This is a genomic window from Prosthecobacter sp., assembly GCF_044232965.1.
Lineage (GTDB): Bacteria > Verrucomicrobiota > Verrucomicrobiia > Verrucomicrobiales > Verrucomicrobiaceae > Prosthecobacter.
In genome coordinates, this window is sequence record NZ_JBIIKX010000002.1 from 60,910 (window position 1) to 82,700 (window position 21,791).

General features: G+C 60.7%; 15 protein-coding genes. 9 read left to right on the plus strand and 6 right to left on the minus strand.

Annotation, left to right across the window (positions count from 1 at the left end):
• Nucleotides 1–51: 51 nt before the first annotated feature.
• Both ACILSI_RS01185 and ACILSI_RS01190 read left to right on the plus strand, forming a co-directional pair.
• Complete coding sequence (locus tag ACILSI_RS01185) at nucleotides 52–3,423, plus strand: DUF1553 domain-containing protein (protein ID WP_395720002.1); 3,372 nt, start codon at nucleotides 52–54, stop codon at nucleotides 3,421–3,423.
• Between the two features lie 17 nt (nucleotides 3,424–3,440).
• On the plus strand, nucleotides 3,441–4,892 hold the full coding sequence (locus ACILSI_RS01190; RefSeq protein ID WP_395720003.1) for a DUF1501 domain-containing protein: 1,452 nt from the start codon (nucleotides 3,441–3,443) through the stop codon (nucleotides 4,890–4,892).
• 213 nt (nucleotides 4,893–5,105) lie between these two features.
• On the opposite strand, the gene ACILSI_RS01195 is transcribed toward ACILSI_RS01190, so the two are convergent.
• Nucleotides 5,106–7,670 (minus strand): discoidin domain-containing protein, encoded by a 2,565-nt coding sequence (locus ACILSI_RS01195; RefSeq protein ID WP_395720004.1) that lies wholly within the window; start codon nucleotides 7,668–7,670, stop codon nucleotides 5,106–5,108.
• Nucleotides 7,671–7,761: 91 nt separating this feature from the next.
• On the opposite strand from ACILSI_RS01195, the gene ACILSI_RS01200 reads away from it, so the two are divergent.
• Nucleotides 7,762–8,502, plus strand: coding sequence for a helix-turn-helix domain-containing protein (locus ACILSI_RS01200; protein ID WP_395720005.1), 741 nt, complete (start codon nucleotides 7,762–7,764; stop codon nucleotides 8,500–8,502).
• Between the two features lie 73 nt (nucleotides 8,503–8,575).
• Here ACILSI_RS01200 and ACILSI_RS01205 read toward each other — a convergent pair whose 3' ends face one another.
• Entirely contained in the window at nucleotides 8,576–9,307 is a 732-nt protein-coding gene (locus ACILSI_RS01205; protein ID WP_395720006.1) for a DUF1080 domain-containing protein, read from the minus strand.
• A 140-nt stretch (nucleotides 9,308–9,447) separates the two neighbouring features.
• Here ACILSI_RS01205 and ACILSI_RS01210 point away from each other — a divergent pair, with 140 nt between their 5' ends.
• Nucleotides 9,448–10,143: a pseudouridine synthase gene (locus ACILSI_RS01210; protein WP_395720007.1), complete on the plus strand. Its 696-nt coding sequence runs from the start codon at nucleotides 9,448–9,450 to the stop codon at nucleotides 10,141–10,143.
• A gap of 17 nt (nucleotides 10,144–10,160) precedes the next feature.
• The gene (locus ACILSI_RS01215; protein ID WP_395720008.1) at nucleotides 10,161–11,621 is read left to right on the plus strand and encodes a sulfatase; all 1,461 of its coding nucleotides are present in this window, start codon (nucleotides 10,161–10,163) and stop codon (nucleotides 11,619–11,621) included.
• A gap of 7 nt (nucleotides 11,622–11,628) precedes the next feature.
• On the opposite strand, the gene ACILSI_RS01220 is transcribed toward ACILSI_RS01215, so the two are convergent.
• Entirely contained in the window at nucleotides 11,629–11,904 is a 276-nt protein-coding gene (locus ACILSI_RS01220; RefSeq protein ID WP_395720009.1) for a hypothetical protein, read from the minus strand.
• Between the two features lie 83 nt (nucleotides 11,905–11,987).
• On the opposite strand from ACILSI_RS01220, the gene ACILSI_RS01225 reads away from it, so the two are divergent.
• Nucleotides 11,988–12,680, plus strand: a complete 693-nt coding sequence (locus tag ACILSI_RS01225; protein ID WP_395720010.1) for a YceH family protein — start codon at nucleotides 11,988–11,990, stop codon at nucleotides 12,678–12,680.
• A 13-nt stretch (nucleotides 12,681–12,693) separates the two neighbouring features.
• Here the strand turns inward: ACILSI_RS01225 and ACILSI_RS01230 are convergent, their stop codons facing one another.
• The 3 genes from ACILSI_RS01230 to ACILSI_RS01240 form a co-directional block, all read right to left on the minus strand.
• Nucleotides 12,694–14,244 carry a PDZ domain-containing protein gene (locus ACILSI_RS01230; RefSeq protein ID WP_395720011.1) on the minus strand — a complete coding sequence of 517 codons (1,551 nt, stop codon included), beginning with the start codon at nucleotides 14,242–14,244 and terminating at the stop codon, nucleotides 12,694–12,696.
• Between the two features lie 41 nt (nucleotides 14,245–14,285).
• On the minus strand, nucleotides 14,286–15,785 hold the full coding sequence (locus tag ACILSI_RS01235; protein ID WP_395720012.1) for a PDZ domain-containing protein: 1,500 nt from the start codon (nucleotides 15,783–15,785) through the stop codon (nucleotides 14,286–14,288).
• 85 nt (nucleotides 15,786–15,870) lie between these two features.
• The gene (locus tag ACILSI_RS01240; protein WP_395720013.1) at nucleotides 15,871–17,529 is read right to left on the minus strand and encodes a sialate O-acetylesterase; all 1,659 of its coding nucleotides are present in this window, start codon (nucleotides 17,527–17,529) and stop codon (nucleotides 15,871–15,873) included.
• 400 nt (nucleotides 17,530–17,929) lie between these two features.
• Here ACILSI_RS01240 and ACILSI_RS01245 point away from each other — a divergent pair, with 400 nt between their 5' ends.
• From ACILSI_RS01245 to ACILSI_RS01255, 3 genes are all read left to right on the plus strand, one after another.
• Nucleotides 17,930–19,501, plus strand: coding sequence for a peptide ABC transporter substrate-binding protein (locus tag ACILSI_RS01245; protein ID WP_395720014.1), 1,572 nt, complete (start codon nucleotides 17,930–17,932; stop codon nucleotides 19,499–19,501).
• A gap of 162 nt (nucleotides 19,502–19,663) precedes the next feature.
• Nucleotides 19,664–20,089, plus strand: a complete 426-nt coding sequence (locus tag ACILSI_RS01250) for a hypothetical protein (RefSeq protein WP_395720015.1) — start codon at nucleotides 19,664–19,666, stop codon at nucleotides 20,087–20,089.
• 153 nt (nucleotides 20,090–20,242) lie between these two features.
• Nucleotides 20,243–21,742, plus strand: a complete 1,500-nt coding sequence (locus ACILSI_RS01255) for a Gfo/Idh/MocA family protein (protein ID WP_395720016.1) — start codon at nucleotides 20,243–20,245, stop codon at nucleotides 21,740–21,742.
• Nucleotides 21,743–21,791: the final 49 nt, after the last annotated feature.

Genomic DNA, 21,791 nt, shown 5'->3' on the forward strand with positions numbered 1-21,791 from the left:
AAGAATCCCGCTCGCGGTCAAGATCGGGCTTTCTCAGCCGTATGACATTGCGTGATCCGCCCCCTCGTCACTCTTGCCCTTGTTTCCTCCGCGCTCGCGGAGCCGATCGACTTTTCCAAGCAGATCCGCCCGATCCTGTCGGAGAACTGTTTCTTCTGCCACGGCCCCGATGAAAAGAAGCGCGAGGCCGGTCTGCGGCTGGATGACGAAACGAGTTCCAAGAAGAACAACGATGGCGTCATCGCCGTGGTGCCTGGAAATCCCGACAAGAGCGCCCTCATCGAGCGCATTGTGTCGAAAGACCCCGACGAGGTCATGCCGCCGCCGAAGCAGCACAAGACGATCTCCCCCGCGCAGGTGGCGCTTCTCAAAGAGTGGATCAAGCAGGGCGCGAAGTGGGGGAAGCATTGGAGCTATGAAAAGGTCGTGAGGCCACAGGTGCCGACGCCGAGTTCCAAGTTGAATCCGATCGACGCGTTTCTGGCGGCGCGGCTGGAGAAGGAAGGGCTGAAGTTTTCTCCTGCGGCGGACCGCGCCACGCTCATCCGCCGCGTCGCCCTCGATTTGACCGGCCTGCCGCCGACGCTGGAGGAGCTGCAACGCTTTTCGTCCGACAAGTCAGACCTGTCCGACGTCGCGACGCACTATCTCTCCAAACCCAGCTACGGCGAACACTGGGCACGCCAGTGGCTCGATCTCGCGCGCTACGCCGACTCCTCCGGCTATCCCAGCGACCAACCGCGTGAAATCTGGGCCTACCGGGACTGGGTCATCCGGGCGCTGAACTCGAACATGCCGTTCGATCAGTTCACCATCGAGCAAAACGCGGGCGATCTGCTGCCGAATCCGACGGACGACCAACTCATCGCGACAGCATTCCATCGGAATACGATGACGCAAAATGAAGGCGGCACCGACGACGAGGAATTCCGCAACGCGGCGATCATCGACCGCGTGAACACGACCTTTGCGGTGTGGATGGGCACCACGATGGCCTGTGCGCAGTGCCACACGCACAAATACGATCCCATCACGATCAACGAGTATTTCCAGTTCTACGCCTTCCTGAATCAAAGCGCCGACAGCGACAAAAAGGACGAGGTGCCGCTGCACAGCTTTGACACGCCGGAGCTGAGAAAACAACGCGAAGCCCTCAAAGCCGAGATCGCGACGCTGGAGTCGAAATTCACGAAACCAGACGCGAAATGGCTCGCGGGGCTTGATGCGTGGGATCGTGGTTTTGCGCGGGATTTGGGCTGGCAGAGTCCGAAGCCCGTCAGAGTCAGCGAAAGCGACGCGAAGATCGAAAACGACGGCCACGTGTTGATCGCGAAAAACAAGGACACGGCGAGCTACACGGTCGAAGTGACGCTCACGGGCGACAAACTGAGCGCGTTGCGGCTCGAAACGGCTCCGCAGGCAGGTTTCGGCAATTTTGTGCTCACCAGCCTCAAGGCCGAGGTCGTGCCGCCGGATGCCAAAGCGGCTCCGCAGGCTCGATTCGTGCGCGTGGAGCTGCCGGGTGAGAAAAAGATGCTCCAACTCGCCGAAGTTCAGGTTTTCAGCGCTGCCGAAAATATCGCGCCGAAGGGCGTGGCGAGTCACAGCAGCCAGTATCAGGACGCCGCGGCGAAACGCGCCAACGACGGCAACACGAGCGGCGAATACAAGAACGGCAGCGTCGCCCACACGAGCGGGAACGACAACGATCCGTGGTGGGAGGTCGATCTGAAAGCCGCGAGCCCGGTAGATCGCGTGGTGGTGTGGAATCGCACGGATGGCGGCGCCAGCAAGCGCCTTGATGGTTTCCGCATCGTGCTGCTCGATGAGAAGCGCCAGATTCTGTGGAAGAGCGAGCCGACGCCCGCGCCGGAGAAGGAAAAGGCCTTCGCGATCAGTGGACCTGTCGCTTTGAGCTTCACCACGGCGCTCGCGGATTTCTCGCAGAGCGGTTTTGAGGCCACGAAGTTCCTCGAAGCGAAAAGCAAGGGCTGGGCGGTTGGTGGTGCGCATGAAAAGCCGCACACGCTGACGCTTTTGACAAACTCGCCCGTTGTGGTGCCTGCGGGTGCGAAGCTGCGCGTGACTTTGGAGCAGAAGAGCGAGTTCAAGCAGCACACGCTCGGTAATTTCCGACTCAGTTTCACTGGCGATGCCCGCGTGCAGCAGGCAGCGAAGATTCCCGCGAATGTGATCGCCGCGCTGGCGCAGCCGAAACGCACGCTGGAGCAGCAACAGGTCGTGGCGGATTATTATGTGCGAAACATCGCGAAGGAATCCGCCGCCGAGCGCACGCGGCTCGCCGCGGCGAACAAAGAGCTCGCGGCGATGAAGCCGGTGACGGTGCCGATCATGCGCGATCTCGATCCGAAGCAGCGTCGCGTGACGAAAGTGCAGCTTCGTGGCAACTGGCAGTCGCTCGGCGATGAAGTGAGCGAGGGCACGCCGGCGGTGTTTCATCCGTTGCCGGGTGCGGAGCCGAAGAATCGCCTCACGATGGCGAAATGGCTCGTGAGCCGCGACAATCCGCTCACGGCTCGCGTGACGGTGAATCGCCTGTGGGAAAGCATCTTCGGCACCGGCATCGTGCGCAGCAGCGAGGAGTTTGGGAGTCAGGGTGATCTGCCGTTTCATCCCGAATTGCTCGACTGGCTCGCCGCCGAGCTGATGGACAGTGGTTGGGACATGAAGCACCTGCTCAAGCTGATGATCACCAGTCAGGCCTATCAGCAAAGCTCCAAATCCACACCTGAACTCAACGAGCGCGATCCTGACAATCGTTTACTGGCACGCGGGCCGCGTTTTCGTCCGACAGGCGAGCTGCTGCGAGATCAGGCGCTCGCGGTGAGCGGTTTGCTTTCAGAGAAAATGTATGGAGTGCCCGTTCGGCCGATGACACCGAATGTCGGCCTCAGCACCGCCTTTGGTCGCAGCAACGACTGGGAAGTCAGCAAAGGTGAAGACGGCCATCGCCGCAGCCTGTACACCGAGGTGCGGCGCAACTCGCCGTATGCGAGCTTCACCACCTTCGACGCTGGTAATCGCGAAGTCTGCATGATCCGACGCAGCCGCACGAACACGCCGCTGCAGGCCTTCGTGACGCTGAACGACCCCGTCTTCCTCGAAACGCATCAGGCGATGGCGCGGCGGCTTGTTCGAGAGGCCAAAACGCAGCCGGAGCGGCTATCACGGCTGTTTAAGCTGTGTCTGGCGCGTGAACCTAGTGTGACCGAATTGACCACATTGACCCAATTGCATGCTGAGAGCGTGGCGATGTATCGTGCGGATGCTGCTGCGGCCACGAAAATGGTCACGGAGCCGCTGGGACCCGTCGAAGCCGGTGCTGATGTCGTCGAACTCGCTGCCTGGACCGCGGTGGCGAACGTGGTCATGAATTTGGATGAGTTTTTGATGCGCCGTTAACCTTCACCGATTGTTTTATGAACCCCATTCTCCACGACAAACTCCAGCTCACGACGCGGCGCACTTTTTTGGGCAATGCGGGGCAGTTCAGCCTGGGCGCGATTGCGTTGCACGCGATGCAGCAGGACTCCGCGGCGATGCCGCAGGCGGCGAATCCGATGCTGCCGCGGAAGTCACATCACGCGGCGAAGGCGAAGCGCGTGATCTACCTGCACATGAGCGGTGCGCCGCCGCATCTCGATCTGTTTGATTACAAGCCGGAGCTGGTGAAGCGCAGCGGGCAGGATTGTCCGGACTCGATCCTCAAAGGACGGCGCTTTGCCTTTACCACGGGCGTGCCGAAGCTGATGGGCACGCCGCGCACGTTTGCGCGTTACGGTAAGGCAGGCATGTGGATGAGCGATGCGTGCCCGAACTTTCACACGATCGCCGACGAGATGTGCATGATCCGCTCGATGAACACGGATCAGTTCAATCACGCTCCGGCAGAACTGTTGCTGTTCACGGGTCATGCGCGGCAGGGACGTCCGTCGATGGGTTCGTGGGCGACGTACGGTCTCGGCACGGAGAATCAGGATCTGCCGGGTTTTGTGAGCCTGATCTCCAGCGGCACGCAGCCGAGCGGTGGGCAAGGTTGCTGGGGCAGCGGCTTCATTCCGAGCGTGTATCAAGGCGTGCAGTGTCGCAGCAAGGGCGATCCTGTTTTGTTCGTGAGCGATCCGGCGGGCATGAACCGCGAGATGCGTCGCAAGACGCTGGATGCGCTCCAAGCGCTGAATCAGCAGCAGGTCGCGGAGTTTGGACATCCTGAGACGGTGACGCGCATCGCGCAGTATGAGCTGGCCTTCCGTATGCAAACCAGCGTGCCCGAAGTCATGGACATCTCGAAGGAGCCACAAAATGTGATCGAAGCCTACGGCGCGAAGCCGGGTGAATCGAGCTTTGCCAACAACTGCCTGCTGGCGCGCCGTCTCATCGAGAAAGGCGTCCGATTCGTGAATCTCTTCGACTGGGGCTGGGATTTCCACGGCACCGGGCCGGACAATGGCATCGAGGACGGCCTCACGAAAAAAATGGCCGCCACCGACAAACCGGTGGCCGCTTTGATCAAAGACCTCAAGCAGCGTGGCCTGCTCGACGACACGCTCGTCATCTGGGGCGGCGAATTCGGCCGCACGCCCTTCCGCGAAGGCCGCACCGCTGCCAGCAAGGTGCTGGGCCGCGATCACTACCCGGACTGCTACACGCTGTTCATGGCCGGCGGTGGTGTGAAGGCTGGATTCGACTACGGCAGCACGGATGAACTCGGTTTCAGCGTCGCCGAGAACAAAGTCCACGTGCATGACTTCCAAGCCACGGTGATGCACCTGCTCGGTTTTGATCACGAACGTCTCACGTATCGCTTCCAAGGCCGCGATTACCGCCTTACCGACATCCACGGGCATGTGGTGAAGGATTTGCTGGTGTGATGAGCTGTGTTTGTTCGGGAAGGCGCAGGCCATGTAACGCTCTCGTGACACGTCCTTCCGGGAGTATGTGCTAACGATGATGAAATCAGCGTGGAATGTCGCGCCAGCGTCCTGGAGTGCGGAGCTTTCCGCAGGCCGAGCGACACTCGAAAGCGCTGGAGGGCCAGCACACTCCAGGGCGCTATCGCGGTGTCGAAAATCTGTGAATCAAGATCACTTCTTCACCGCCCCGAGCACCTGAAGCTCGTGAATGGACCAGAAAGTTCCCTTCGCCTCGCCGAGCTGGGAGATGCGGATGGATTTGGCTTTTGTGGGCTTGGTGAGGAGGTAGTCGATGACGCCAGCCTCTCCGTTGCCTTGGAGCGTCGGCTTTTCCCATTCGGTGCCATTGGTGGAGAGTTCGATCTTGTATTGGCGCGGGTAGTCGTTCCGGGATTTGCCGGCGTCGAGGATGAGGCCGGTGATGTCGGTGGCCTCGGGGAGGTCGATCTGGAACCACATGTCGGGGCTCTGCGGCTTACGAGTGTCCCAGCGGGTGGCGATGTCGCCATCGATGGCTTTGGCGACTACTCTGTCGTTGTGACTGGAGGTCAGTTTCCACGCGGCTCGATTTGGCAATGGCTGCGGGTAGAGGGCGCGGAGTTCTTCGATGGTCCAGGGCGTGGTGCGCTTGCCGAGTTCTTTGCGAAGGGCGGCGACTTCCTTGTTGGTGATGAGCTTGCCGCTGTTGCCAAAGGCTTTGCGGATGTAGCTGGCGACATCGGCGATCCATTGGTCGTTGTTGGTGGCCATGGTGACCATGGCGGCTTCGTAGGTTTTGCCGTCGATGGGACCAGCGAGACCATTGAGCATGACGCGCACGATGGCATCGCCCTGCACAGCGGTGCGTGATCCGGCGAGCGGCGGGGCGAGCGTGGCGCCTTCGCGTCCAGCGATGGGCATGCCCGCGCCGTCGAAGCCGTGACAGGCGAAACAAAGCGAGCGGAAGATCTCCTGGCCACGCTCAAGCTGCTTCTTTTCGTCCTTGGTGAAGCTGCCGCTGATCTGCGGTGCCTCGACGAGCAACTGCGCGCCGATTTCCTTCACGCCGAGGCTGGCTGAGGTCATGAGCGTCATCTGTGCCTCGTCTTTCCACTTGGGCCAATTGAAGTGCTTAGCGGTATAGAGCGTCTGGAGCACCACGGTGGGGTCTTTGTCGGCCCTGAGAGCTTTGATGTCGGCGATCAAAGTGGTGTCGCCTTTTTTGAGGAGCGACTCAGTCACACGGATGGCGCTGGCGCGGACTTGCGCGTGCTCATCCTTCATGGCGCTGCGCAAAAGTTCGGGCGTGATGGCATCGAGGCCTTCCAGCGTCCAAAGCGCATGCAAGCGAGCGAGATGGTTGTCGTTTTTGAGCAGCGAAACGAGCGCGGGGACGACGGACTTGTCGCCTTTGACGATGAGCATGCGCTGCGCGGTATCACGCCAGAAGCCATTTGGATGCGTGAGATGCGCGACGAGTTGCGCAGGCGTTTCGCCGATCATTTTCGGCTGCGGGCCGGGTTTGAAATCCTTGTGAACAAGACGCCACACGCGGCCATGGCCGACGACGTGCTGCATGCCGGTGGGCTCGATGGCTCCGCGCAGGAAGCTGCCCGGCTTCACCCAGTTGCCTTCCTGAATGATGCCACGATACGCATCGACGATGTAGAGGCAACCATCAGGGCCGGTGGTCATGTTAAGCGGGCGGAAGTTCGGATCGCTGCTACGGATGAACTCGCTCATCTGCTCCTCATACGGGTTCGCGACCGTGGTGATGCCGTCTTTGATTTCCACCGTGGCACGGCGGATCAAACGACCGACTGGCTCAGGCAGGAAGACGTTGCCATAAAGCTCCTTTGGCAGGCGATCACCTCGATACACGGTTTGTCCGGCGCAACCTGTGAAGTGATTCAAGCGCTTGTCCTCCGGCGAATGGAAACGTCCGGGGCCACCCTGGAAATCACCGAGCGCGACGATCGGCCACACGGTGTCGAACTTCTCGCTCTTCTGCTGCTTCACATTGATCGCGGCATAAAGGATGGGCGCTTGGTAATTCCACAGGCCTTTCTCGCCGCCGGCATTGCTCCACCACATCTTGCCGTAGTCGTCTTGAGCCAGGCCCCACTGGCCACCATTCGGCGCGGTGTTTTCTTTGAGTGCAGGCTGCTTCTCGCCAGCCCAGCGCAGCCGGTAGCCGTTGTAGGTGGTGTAGATCCAGTTATCCAAGCCCCACACGAGACCGCTGGGTTGATGCTCCATGTTTCCACCACGAGGTCCGCCGACATACCAGGACGCTTGCTCATCGGCCACGCCGTCCCCATTCGCATCGCGATGCAGCGTGATGTCATTGGTGTTGGTGATGCCGACGAGCACCCGATCATCCAGCGGCAGCACCATGCGAGGCAGCAGCAGGTTATCCATATAAACGCTGTGCTTGTCGAAGACGCCGTCACCCTTCGTCGATTCATGCAGCGAGATGCGGCTCTTCGGCGTGAGTTCGTCCGTGCCATCAATGTCCTGCATGTAGGTGCGCATTTCGACGACGTACATCTTGCCATCGCCATCGAAGGCGATGGCCATCGGCTCCTTGATAAGCGAATCGCTCAAAACGAGCTCCAACGAATAGCCATCCGGCAACTGGATGGTTTTCAGCTCTTCCTCCGGCGTTTTGGCCTGGATGGGGAAGGTGTAAGTCGGATTCGTTTCGGCGAATGCGGCGCTGGCGAGAACGAGGAGGGTGAGAATGCGGAGATGCATGGCGGACAAAGAAGAAATGGCTTCTACCACATACTCAGGCTAGGCGCTCCTCGTTTGGTGACAGGCTGCCAATCTTTGTTAAAATCCGGCCATGCCGCTGCCACGCCTCCAAGCCGAATTCTTCGACCGCATCGCCGATCCGCAGGGAGTGCGGGCGATCTTCGAGCATCTGCCAGGCGTGTTCTTTTTCATGAAGGACGACCAGGGGCGGCACATCGCGGCGAACAGCGCCACGTTTGAGCGCTTCGGCATCAAGAGCGAGCGTGAGCTCGTTGGTGCGATGGATGAGAAATTCTTCCCGCCTGAAGTCGCCAAAGCCTACCGCGAGGACGACCAGAAAGTCATCCGCAGTGGCAAGCCGCTGATCAACCGCCTCGAAGTCTGGTATGACGAGCAGCGCAACCTGAGCTGGTTCCTCTGCACGAAGCTGCCCGTGCGTGACAGGCGCGGCAAGGTTATCGGCGTCATGGGCATCACGCGGCGTGATGAGGACCGCATGCGCCACCACGATGTGCGCGAAGTCACTGCCGCCGTGCAGTATGCCCGCGAGCACTGCCACGAGGTCATCACCACCGCCGAACTCGCCCGTGCCGCCGGTGTCTCCGAGCGCCATTTGCATCGTAAGCTCCGCGCCGCGCTCGGACTCAGCCCCTACGAGCTGTTGCTGCGCACACGCATCCAGTCCGCCGCCGAGGCTTTGGCCAAAACGTCCGCGCCGATCATCAATGTCGCGCTCGAGCACGGCTTCTGCGACCAAAGCGCCTTCACCCAGCAGTTCCGCAAACGCACCGGCATGACGCCGAAGGAATTCCGCCGACGGCATCAGGGCTGACAGCGTAAAACGAACTTCAGAATTCGTTCCCTGGCAGGGTTGCAAAGCTTGAAATCGGACTTGGAAGTTCGATTTACTTCTTCACGTCCGCCTCAGCGAGGATCTTCTTCGCCTCATCGGCGCCGATCTCGCGAACGAAGAGGTTTCTCCACCGGATCTCGCCACCATGGGTTTGCAGCATGATGGGGCCTTTGGCGGGGTAGGGGATGGCTTTATCGGGATAGTTCTCCATCGGGGCGCCATCGACGACGAGCTTGTCATTCAGCCACACCCAGGTGCGGGCGCCGATCTGGCGGATACGGAAGCTGTTCCACTCGCCGAAGTCTTTGTCCGCGATGACGAGGGGATCGCGGCCGGGAGTGTCGGGTGTGTTGTTGAAGAGGCCACCAGAGCCGAGGTGTGGGCGACGCGTAGGTTTCGCAGGATCAAAGACTTGGCTCTTATCCCAGATCTGCACCTGCGGCACGCCGCGCAGGTAAATGCCGCTGTCGGCCTTCGGCACCGTTTTGTATTCGATGAGGAATTCCATGTCGCCAAACTCCGCGTCCGTGGTGGCGTAGGGGCCGTGGCCGTCGTTCACGAGTTCGCCGTTCTCCACGCGCCAGTTGGTCGGAAACTCCTCGCGCATCTTCTTCAGCGCGGCGTCTTTCTTCTCGCCTTCGAGTTTCATGACGCTGTGTGGATTCAATCCATGCCAGCCGGTGAGGTCTTTGCCGTTGAAGATGGCTTGGAAGCCTTCCGGGGGCTCGGCGGCGTGGATGAGCGAGGCGGCACAGAGGGTGGCAAGGAGCAGGCGGCGTTTCATGGTGGTGAACTCATTCGGCCGTTGTGGCAACATTCTTTCGCGGCGCTTCCAACTGACCAATGAGCACGCGCGTGGTCATGGCTGCTTGCTTGAAAGTGCTGACGGGCTTGCGCTTTGCATCCCTGATGGCACTGCATGCCATGCGCCGCCTCGACCAACTGCTCTCCTCCCTCGGCTACTGCTCACGCCGCGAGGCCATGGCCTTCGTGAAAGAAGGCCGTGTGAAGCAGGGGGGCGTGGTGTTGAAGCGGTCGGATCAACGCGTCGATTCAGCGCTCATCACCGTCGATGACCTGCCGCTCGAAGCCCCCGAGGGATTGCTGGCCATGCTGCACAAACCGGTGGGCTATGCCTGCACGCACAGCGCGGATGAAGGGCCGAATATTTATGAACTGCTGCCCTCCCACTGGCCGGACCGCAATCCGGTGGTGACGAGTGTGGGCCGCCTGGACAAGGACACGAGCGGGCTGCTGCTCATGACGGACATCGGCGGCCTCGTGCATCGTTTCACCTCGCCCAAAGCGGAGGTGGAGAAAGTTTATCTGGCTGAACTCGACCGTGAGCTTGATCCGCAGCTCGTGGAAATCTTCGCGAAGGGCGATCTCATGCTGCGGGGCGAGGAGAAGCCGTGTCTCCCGGCCAAGTTGGAGATTGTTTCGCCGAAAACCGCACGCCTCACGATCACCGAAGGGCGCTATCATCAAGTACGACGCATGTTCGCCAGCCAGGGCTGGCATGTGGAGAAGCTGCACCGCGAACGCTTTGGCCCGCATGAGCTCGGTGACTTGGCGGAAGGCGAGTGGCGGATGATTCCGGTGGAACAAGCGTCGCGCTGAGGACGTTCTCAGCAGCCATGAAACCGCTGCTCTTTCTCCTCACGCTGGTCTTTGCCACGATCTCGTCTGCGGAACGCCCGAACATCGTCCTCGTGCTGGCGGATGACCTCGGTTACGGCGATCTGGCGTGTTTTGGCGCGAAGGACGTGCGGACGCCGAACCTCGACCGCTTTGCCAGCGAGGGGCTGCGTTTCACGAGCTGCTACGCCGGGCATGCGAACTGCTCGCCTTCGCGCACGGCGCTGATGACGGGCCGCACACCGACGCGTGTGGGCGTGCGCAACTGGATCCCCGAAGACTCGCCGGTGCATGTGCGGCGCAGCGAGATCACGATCGCCAAACTGCTCCAGCAATCAGGCTATGCGACCTGCCAGAGCGGCAAGTGGCACATGAACGGCGAGTTCAACCAGCCCACGCAGCCGCAGCCGGGCGACCACGGCTTCGATCATTGGTTCTCCACGCAGAACAACGCGTATCCCAATCACCGCAACCCGGACAACTTCGTGCGCAACGGCAAGGAGGTCGGCAAACTCGAAGGCTACGCCGCGCATCTCGTCGCCGATGAGGCCCTGCGCTGGCTCGACTCTCGCGACAAGGCGAAACCGTTCTTCCTCTACGTCTGCTTTCATGAGCCGCACGAGCCCATCGCCTCCGACGCGAAGTACACCGCGCTTTATCCGCATGACGATCCTGCCTACAGCGCGCATCATGGCAACATCACTCAAATGGATGATGCGTTTGGCCGCGTGATGAAGAAGCTCGACGATTCCGGTCTGCGTGATAACACGCTCGTGCTCTTCAGCAGTGACAACGGCCCCGCGATCACCGCGCAGCACCCCTATGGCTCCGCCGGGCCGTTGCGCGACAAAAAAGGCTCCATGTGGGAGGGCGGCATCCGCGTGCCGGGCATCCTGCGCTGGCCTGGAAAAGCCAAGCCTGGCATGACAAGTGACGAGCCCATCTGCCATGTCGATTTTCTGCCGACGATCTGCGCCGTCACCGGACTCCAGGCACCGCAGGATCGTGTGATCGACGGCGCAAGCTGGCTGCCGGCACTCGAAGGCGGCAAGGTCGAGCGCAAGACACCGCTCTACTGGCATTTCAACCGCGCCAGCGGCGATCCGAAGGTCGCCATGCGAATTGGCGACTGGAAAATCCTCGCCACGCTCGACAAAACACCGTCGCCACGCGGCAACGACATCACCGAGCAGGAGGAGCGCGATTTCAAAGCGGCAGCGCTGAAGAATTTCATGCTCTTTAATCTGCGAACCGACATCGGCGAGAAGAACGATCTCGCCGCAAGCGAACCCGCCAAGCTGGCGGAGATGAAAGCCCTGCTCGAAGCCAAATACACCGAGGTGAAGGCCGAATCACCAGCCTGGCCGGCGTGGACCTTCACCGGTAGCGAAGGGAAAAAGATCGAGTGGCCGGATTATGTGAAAAAGAAGAAGGCTGCTCCGGCGAATAAGCAGCCTTGATCACAGTTCAATGCCAACGGTGGCCACCAAAGCCGCCCGGACCGCAGGAAGGAGGCGGCGGGGCGCAGTGGGAATGGGAGCTGAAGCGAGGCGAATACGAGCGATAGCTGCTGTAGCCGTAGCTGCGGGTAGGGTAGCCATAGGAACGTGGGTAATAGCTGGGACGATATACTGGCGAGTTGTAGGGAGTGCTCCAGGTCAGCGGATCGTCATAGACGTAGCAGGAGGAGAGCCCGGTGGCGAGAAGGAGCGCACCGACGGCGGTGAGGAGTTTCCGTTTCATAGGTGCGGGATTCGACGGCGGTCCTGGGCGTCTATTCAGAGAAAGTTGCGCGGTTGTTGAAGCACGGCATGATCGCCGCACGCATGTCTGCCGAATCCGTCACCCCCGCCCTATTGTTCACCCTCAGCTCTGAGGAGGCGCGGGTGCTGGGATGCCTGATGGAGAAGGAAATCACGCTGCCGGATTATTACCCGATGACGCTGAACGCGCTGGTCACCGCCTGCAATCAGACGACCAACCGCGAACCCATCGTGCGCTACGACGAGCGCACCGTGCTGCGGGCTTTGGAGTCGATGAAGTCTCACGGCTATGTGTTCGAGGTGACCATCGTGGGCGGTCGAGCGGTGAAATACCGCCACAATCTCAAAGGCCGCCTGCCGGGCCTGGAGCGCCCGCACATGGCGCTGCTGTGCATGCTGCTGCTGCGGGGGCCGCAGACCGCCGGTGAGCTGCGGCAGCGCACGGAGCGCCTGTACACCTTTGAGGACATGCCGGGCGTGGAGAACACGCTGGCGGAATTGATTGGCTACAAGGAGGGACCGCTCGTGCAGTGCCTGCCCGCCGGTCCGGGGCAGCGCGTGGCGCAGTTCATGCACCTGTTCTGCGGCGAGGTGGAGGGCACGCCTGCTGCGACGATGGTTTCAAGCCCGGTGGAGGTTTCTGCTGTGAATGAAAGCGCCTCAGATGCCGATTGGCGTGCCAGGATGGAGGCGGAGATCACGCTGCTGAAGGCGCAGGTGAGTCGACTGCAAAATTTGATCGGCGCGGTGAAATGATCTGCAGCTTTCGCTACTCCAGACGCTTCAGGCTGCCGATGCGATAAGCGCCGCCGAGCAGGCGCATGTTGTCGCGCTCGGCGTTGAAGGTATCGAGGTGAAGGATGTGCGGGAAGTCGTCGAGCTCGATGACGTGCCATGTCTCCTTGGCACTTTTGAAGGCCTCGGCGAGATCGTTGAGGTCGTTGATGACCTTGCCGTTGACCTTGTTCACCACCTGGCCGCCGAGTTTGTCGTAACCCTGGGCGCCGGGCGTGGGAAGCACGAGACTGAGGAAGACGAGCTTCTTGCGTCCCTCCTCCTCATATTTTTCAGGATGGGTGGCGATCCGGGCCAGGCGCAGGATGGCGCCGCTGCGCTGCTCCTCGCCAAAGGCGTCAAGATACGGACGTGACAGCTCTTGGAAGAGCAATCCGCCCACCAGAACGTAGCGCGGGCCGCGGTCGAACTGATAAGGCAGCACGAGGTGGTCCTCGGGCTTTTTGCGGCTGAGCGTGCCGTTCAAGGTCACTTCCTTGCCTTCGCGGATGACTTTGATCTCCACCTTGTCGCCCACATAGGCGCGTCCGCGCACGAGATGGCCGGCGCTGAGGGCACCGTACTGCGGGTCTTTGTAGTCGCCGCGGGAGTCGATGGTGAAACCGTTGATCGAGACCAGGATGTCCCCTTTTTTCATGCCCGCTTGCTCTGCGGAGGCGCCTTTGACCACGGCGCTGATCAGCACGCCGGGTTCGTTGGGCTTGAGGCCGAGGTACTCGCGGAACTGCTCGTCCTGCGTGGCCTGCAACTCCATGCCGAGGCCTGGAAAGCCTTCGTAACTGCCATCGGCCACGTCTTTGAGGAAGTGCTCGATGATCGGCGCTGGCAGGATGGTGGTGACCTGGTTTTTTGAATCGTAGCTCAGCAGCAGCCCGGCGAGCTTGCTGCCCTTCACCACCGGTAACGTGAAGCTGTTCGCCTCGCTGCGGATGATACCGGTGGCCTCATACACGAGAAACCCGGAGCCTTCGACGATGTAGCGGCGTGACATCACCTTGCTGATGCTCAGCGGGCTTTCGATCAACTCGCCCACACGGCCGGTTTGAAGAATGGAGACCGCGTCGCCAATGCGGGCGCTGGCATCAATGCTCATGGGCTTCAATCCGGCGAAGAACGCCTTCTGCTTGTCCGAAGGCGGGGATTCCAGCAGCGCGAGATTGGCCTCGTAATCGACCGCCACGACCTTCGCGGGGATTTTCTGGCCGCTTTCCGGCAACTCCAGCTCCAGGTAAGTCGCGTCCGCCGCCATCTGGGCAGTGACGAGCACCCGATTGCCAGCCAGGACAACGCCGAGGCCGCGACGGCCGCTGGGGGACTCTTTCTGCCAGGGCAGATGCAGATTGTAGGCCTGGGAGGTGGCGTTCACCTTCACCAGCGAGCTGTTTTGCACGATTGGCTGTGCCGCAGCGGCTGTGGCAGGAGCCACGAGCACACGTTTCTTTTTTGGAACCGCCGGGCCGGGAGCCTGGGCATGCAAGCAGGTGGCGCTGAAAGCGAGAAGGAGGAAGGAGGCGAAAAGCTTCATGAGATCGTCGTGGCGAAAGGTTTCAGGACAAGTCGTTGGGCTCACTCTTCACCGAGGAAGGCATCTCCCTTAATGTTGTAGGTCTGCATGATGCGCGGGTGCGCGGCCTCGGCGAGCTCACGCTTCAGCACGAGCGGGCGGCTTTTTTCCAGCAGTCGGATTTCAATGAAGGCCTTGTCTTTTTTCTCCAGTGCGGTCTTCACATCCTTGAGCGATTTGATCTTCACGCCGTTGATCTCGTCCACGATACTGTGGGCATAGGGTGTGAGCCAGGTGTTCACCTCGTCCGGCAACACGCTGGTGAGCACCACGGGTTCCGGGCGCTCGACGTAGAGCTTGTCGGTGAGGAAGTTGTCGAAGACATAGTTCACCGTGCTATCGCGCATCTGGTGGGCGTCCATCAGGTTGCGGTCCATGGGTTGAAACACCAGTCCGGCGAAGACGACGTAACGCGGACGCTGGTTGTAGGTGGCTCCCAGGCGCACATAAGGATCGAAACGCTTCAGCGTCACAGTGGATTCCTGCTTCTTGCCGTCACGCATGAAGGCCAGCTTAATCTTGTCCCCGGCGAACTTGCGCTCGACGATTTCGTTCATGTCCATCAGTTCACCCTCGAAGCGGACGAGGCCGTTGTTGAGCACTGGATTATCGTCGATGCTCAGGATGACATCGCCGATCTTCAAAATCTCGCCCACGCTGCCGGCGGGCTCGACATCGGCCACCATCACGCCCACGCCGCCGCCATTGGTGCCCAGCGCCTTGGCCTGCGCCGGGTTCTCAATGGGGAAGTCACTCGCCGCGAGATCCACATAATGGTCGTAGCGACCGTCTTCGATGTCTTTGAGGAAGCGCTTGATCACCGGCACTGGGATCATGTAGCCCACGTTCTGCGCCACCCGGCCGCTAAAGCCCTGGAAGGCCACGCCGACCACCTTGCCCGCCTGCATTACCGGACCGCCGGAGTTTCCCGGATTGATGGCCGCATCCACCTGAATGGCGAGATGGGAATCAACACTCGTATGGCTGTAAGGCCGGAAGTCGATGCGCGAAACAACGCCGCGTGTCACCGAGATGCGGTCCCCACCAATCGGGTAGCCGACGGCAATCACCTCGGTGTTGAGCTGCGGAATGCCGCCAAAATCGAGCGGCTTGAGTTTTTCAAAGTGTGCGGGGTCCTCCGCCTCGATCAGCGCCAGATCGCAATCATGCGCGATGTGAACAATTTTAGCCGGATGGGGCTCCGGGTCGTTGCTGGTACGGATCAGAATGCGCGTGGCGTTGCTGACGACGTGCGCGTTCGTCAAAAAGCGGTTCTTCCCGATGAGAAAACCTGTCCCGCTGCCGCCGCTCGGCTGTCCCGCGTTCCATGGCTCGCGGTAATCGGGAAACAGCACCGAAACGTCGATGTTCACCACACCGTCCCAGGCTCCCGAGCTGAGATCAATGGCTTGGCTCGCCGTGGGGGGTTCCGGGGCCGGTTGCGCCATGACTGGCGGCAGCACGGCGAGGACGAGAAGAGTCAGGAGCGGTCGGATGTTCATGCAGGTGGCGGGAAGCCCCAAACATACGCGTCCCGCCGCTCCAAACACAAGTTTGGTGATGAAATATTGACCGGCTGAAGGGAAATCACTTCTTCCCGGCCTTCTTCCTCGCCTCCATCAGCTTCTTCAACTCTTCGGCACGCTTGGCATTCTGCGCTTCAACGCTGTTCGGATTCGCCGGATCAGTGATCATCGGGAAGTCATCCGTGCGGAAGGGCGTTACAGGCAGGCCTTCGGCAGAATAGACGTTGCAGACCGGGTTGTCGGACCAGGCATAACGCACGGCCACGGGCTTGGCCACGGCGGGGCTGCTCACTTCGATCTGGTTTGTGCCGTGCTTCGAGCCACCGAGGATGCTGGCCTTCGCCCACACCCACTTTTTGTCTTCGCCGCAGATCGCGAAGCCTTGAGGCTCGTCAATATCGACCGTGCGCAGACCGGATGGGGCGTGATCAAAGGTCAGCAGTGCTTTGCCGCCGTCAAACTTCGCGTCCTTCAGCTCCGCACTGTGGTAGGGCAGCTTCTGGCCGTAATCCTGCACCAAGGCCCAGCGCGCGAGGCGCTCGGCCACATCGCGTTTGTTTTTGGGATGGATGTCATTCGCCTCGCCGAGGTCGGTGATGACACACTGGCCGGTTTTCGGCAGTTTGCTCATGGTGAGCGTCTGCGCCTCGCGCAGCTCGGCCCAGTCGCTGTCTCCGGGTTCGGTCTGGTAGGGCTTGAAGTCGGCGAGCTGCACCCAGTAGAAGGGGAAATCGCCCTGCTTCCATTCCTTGCGCCAATGCTCGATCATGAAGGGGAACAGCTCGCGATACTCCTTCGCGCGGCTGGCATTTGATTCGCCCTGATACCAAATCGCGCCCTTGATGCCGTAACCAATCGTCGGATGCAGCACGCCCGCATACAGATTGCCCGGACGATGCTGACCGGTCAGCGGATTCTGCGGCGCACGCGGTGGATTTGCCGTGAACAGCTTGCCGGCCTTGAGCGCTTCTTTCCGCGCCAGCGCCCAGGCATCGACCTTGGCCTTGTGATCCGCCACCTGCTTGTCGAAGGCCGCCTGCGTGAAGGTCGCCTCGGTCTGCTTCCACTTCGCGATGATGGAGGCAAAGCGCGGGTCTTTTTCCAGCACATCGCGCTTCACCCAGGCCTCGCATGCGCTGCCGCCCCAAGCGTTGTCGATCAGGCCGACCGGCACGCCGAGCATTTCATGCAGCACACGGCCGAAATGATAGCCCACGGCGGTGAACTGGCCCGCATTCGTCGGGCTGCACTCCTCCCACTGGCCTTTGAAGTCGTCCTGAATCTCCTGCGTGCCGACCTGTGGCACCGAGATGAGGCGGATCTGCGGAAACTTGGCCTGCGCGATGTCCAAATCAGCATCCCAGGTGCTGCCGAGGTTGAAACCCATGTTTGACTGGCCCGAACAGACCCACACCTCGCCCACGAGCACGTTTTTCAGCTCACGCGTGTTGCTGCCCTTGATCGTGATTGTCGCTGGTTTCGCATTCGCGGGCACCGCATCGAGTTTTACGGTCCATTTGCCCTTCTCATCGGCCTTGGCGGACTTCGTCTGGCCTGCGAACGTCACCGACACTTCGGTGCCAGGCGTGTCCCAACCCCAGATCGGATTCGCCTGCTTCTGTTGCAACACCATGTTGTCGCCAATGATGGCCGGGAGTTTCAGTTCCGCGTGAGCGGTCAGCGCGAGGCTGGCGAGGAGGAGTGCGAGTCGGGATATCATGATCGGGCAGCCAAAACGACCGCCGAAGTCGCTTCATTGCGTGAAAAGAGCTGCCTGCCCTTCGATCCCGGAGGGATCAAAGAGGGTAGCCAGGGGCAAATCTGCGCAGCAGATGCCGCCCCTGGATGGAGATCGACGACACATTTGCTCAAGGGGGCATGCCGGAGGTATGCGAGAAGTCTGCGACCGCTGAACGTCAACGAGCAGACTGCGAACACCTCTCGCATTCCTTCAGGATGCGCCCTTGGGCAAAAAACGGTTATTTCGTGTTCCGGGGGTGGCGCTCGCTGCGCGAGCTTACCCCCGGCTACCTTCTTCGATCCCTTCGGGATCAAAATTGCCGACACAGCACCGCCATCTTTGTGCTGCGGACCGCCCCAAGCGTGTGCTAGCTTTTCGTGTGATTCGTTTCGTCCTTGCCGCAGCACTTCTTCTCGCTCTCGCCGCTTGCGGGAAGTCGCGTCCACGTGCGGATCTCGTGTTCATCAACGGCGCGGAACCGGAGAGCATTGATCCGGCGATTGTGACCGACCAAGTCGGCATGCGCATCGCCTCGGCGTTGTTTGAAGGGCTGTGCCGCATCGACGAGGCGGGCAAACCGCAGCCGGGCATGGCGGAGCGCTGGGACATTTCACCGGATCGCAAGACCTACACCTTCCACCTGCGCCCGAACGCGACGTGGAGCGATGGCCAGCCGTTCACGACCCACGACTTTATTTACTCCTGGAAACGCGTGCTCAGCCCCGAGTTCGGTGCGGATTACGCCAGCCAGCTCTATGTCATCAAAAACGCCCGTGCTTTTCACGAGGGCGTGCTCAAAGATTTCGCGCAGGTCGGCGTGACTGCGGTGGATGATCGCACGTTGCGCGTCGAACTCGAAAATCCCACGCCCTACTTCATCGATCTCTGCGCCTTCACCACGTTTTCGCCCGTGCCGCAGCGCATCGTCGAACAACACGGCACGGCGTGGATCAAGCCGGGCGCGTTGATCGGCAACGGCTCCTACACGCTCGAAGACTGGCTGCTCGACGACCGCATCGTGCTACGCCGCAACGAACGCTACTGGGACGCCGCGAACGTGCCCATGAAGAGCATCGAAATCCTGCCCATTTCCGAGCCGAACACCGCGATCAATTACTTCCTCACCGGCCAGGCGGACCTCATCATGGACAAGGGCATGGTGCCCACCTCGCTCACCGCGAAGCTCAAACAGCAGCCGTATTTCCACACCGGTCCGTTTCTCGGCAGCTACTTCACGCGCTTCAACGTCAACCGCGCCCCATTCACCGATCCGAAGATCCGCCTCGCCTTCTCGCTGGCGATTGATCGCAAGCGCGTGACCGAAAAAATCACCCAGCTCGGCGAACGCAACGCCTTCAGTCTCACACCGCCCGGCGCAGGTCAAAACTACCAACCGCCGCCTGGACCCGAGTTCAATCCGCAGCGTGCCCGCGAACTCCTCGCCGCCGCCGGTTATCCTGGCGGCAAAGGTTTTCCACGCGTCGAATACCTCTACTTTCCAAAACCGGTCGAGCGCAACATCGCCGTCGAACTGCAAGCCATGTGGCAGGAGCATCTCGGTGTCAGCGTCGATCTCGTGAAGCAGGAGTGGAAGATCTACCTCTCGTCGATGAAGGAGAAAAATTACCACCTCTGCCGCAGCAGTTGGGTGGGCGACTACAACGACCCCGGCACGTTCTTGGAGATGTTCCTCTCCACCAGCGGCAACAACCGCACCGGCTGGGCCAGCCCCAAATACGACGAATTCATCGCCGCCGCCGCCCGCGAACCTGATCTCAATCAGCGCAGCACGCTTTTTCAGCAGGCCGAAAAACTCCTCGTCACCGACGAGGCCGTCATTCTTCCGATCTACCACTACGTCGGCGTCCAGTTCTACCACGCCGACCGCCTCACCGGCGTGCAGCCCAACATGATCGACGATCATCCCTTCCGCTGCATGCGGTGGAAATAGCAGCCCCACTTGGCACCTGAACTCGATACTTGGTTGGCGGAGCCAATTATTATACAGAGCGGTAGTTTCACGGGCTTCCCGTCCATAATTTTTAAAATTCCATGGTGTTTAGAGTGAACAGGGCTTGATATTCTATGGAAATTTTAATAGACTCTGCTGAGTATGAGCCTTCCCCACTCCACCGCGACTCTGACACCTTCGACTTTGCTAGCACCTGCCGGGGAACATCTTTCCCAGGAACTGGCTTTGCTGATGGATGAAATCCAGCGCACGCGAGAGTGGTTCAACACTCAGATCGAAGCGCAGCTCAGCAGCCTGAACCAGCTCCGCGCCGCCATGCAGGTGGACGACTCAGTTTGCAGCGCGTCGATGGACACCTTGTTCCACCCCCCGCAGCCTGTCGAAGTGGAGACGCTGCCAGTACCTGAATCCAAGGGAGTTAAACACCAGCATCAGGCCATCGTGCTGCCACCGACGAAGATTATCACGCTGGACCCCGAGCTGGAACAAGCCACGCTGCGTGAGCTGAACGACGCGCTGGCACGCGCATTCTCGGAAATCTCTTCCCGGGGCGGGATGCTCGCGTAACAGCGTTATCGCCAGACAACAACGGGTTGGTGACGAATTCCGATGACGGAATGATGGGTCTTGTCCAGAATGGGAACGAGTCTTGGTTATTCGGCCGATGACCGCCGCATTCTCCAGCAAGCTGCCCAACCCAGTCAACGTACACACCCGCCCATGAACACCGTTCTCGAATCCGCACCCGCGTCCCGTCGCGATTTTCTCAAGACCACCACCAAGACAGCCGCCGGGCTGTCCGTGCTCTCAGGCATCAGCCTTCCGTATGTGCATGCGGCCGGCAGCGATGAAATCCGCACCGCGCTCATCGGCTGCGGTGGCCGTGGCACTGGAGCGGCGAGCAACGCGATGAACATCAAGGAGCGCGTGACGCGTCTCGTGGCGATGGCGGACGTTTCCGACAAGCGCTTGAAAGGCAGCTTTGAGGCGCTTAGCGCGAAGCACCCCGACCGCATGTCCGTGTCCGAGGATGCGAAGTTCATCGGCTTCGACGCCTACAAGAACGCCATCGACAGCCTGCGAAAGGGCGACGTGGCCATCTTCACCACACCGGTGGCCTTCCGCTGGGTGCATTACAAGTATGCCATCGACAAAGGCGTGAACGTGTTCATGGAAAAGCCGATCTGCACCGACGGCCCCACCGCCCGCCGCTTGCTCGCGCTGAACGAAGAGGCGAAAAAGAAGAATTTGAAGGTCGGCGTCGGCCTCATGTGCCGCCACTGCCGCGTGCGTGGCGAATTGTTCAACCGCATCCAGGACGGCGAGATCGGCAACCTCCTCCTCATGCGCGCCTACCGCATGCAGGGCCCGGTGGGCTCCGCCTTCACACTGCCGCGTGATCCGAACGTCGATCCGAGCGAGCTGCAGTGGCAGATTCAGCGCTTCCACAGCTTCCTCTGGGCCAGCGGTGGCGGCTTCAGCGACTTCAACATTCACAACATCGACGAAGCCTGCTGGATGAAGAACGACTGGCCCGTCGAAGTCCAGGCCAGTGGCGGCCGCAGCGACCGTGGCGATTACATCGACCAAAACTTCGACCACTACAGTTGTGAATACACCTTCAAGGACGGTGCCAAGCTCTTCCTCGAAGGCCGCACCGCCATCGGCACGCACAACCAGTTCGCCACCCAGGTGCATGGCACGAAGGGCAGCGCCATCGTCTCCACCGCCGGCCATTTCCCGTCGAAAGCGATGACCTTCAACAGCCAGAACATGCAGCGCTCGAACATCATCTGGCGCGGCAAGCAGCCCGAGCCGAATCCGTATGACCTGGAGTGGCAGGATCTCATCGAGGCCATTATCAAGGACAAGCCCTACAACGAAGTCGAGCGCGGCATCAAGTCCAGCGTCACCACCGCCATGGGTCGTGCAGCGGCCCACACCGGCCAGGTCATCCGCTACGACGATTATATCAACAGCGCCTTCGAGTTCGCCCCAGGCGTGGACAAGCTCACGCTCGACGGCCCTGCCCCGCTCATCGCCGACGCGAAGGGCAAATATCCCGTGCCGCAGCCAGGCATCCTCAAAGACCGCGAATACGCCATGGAGCCGCAGGCCAATCCATTCCCGCTCATTCCGATCGCTCCAGCTCCGGCACCTGAGCCGCTGTCTCCTCCTGAGCGGCCCAAAGCAGAGAAGAAAAAGGCCAAGTCGGCCTGATTGGACCTTCCTTTGACGGACCACTGGCCCGGCATGACCCATGCCGGCC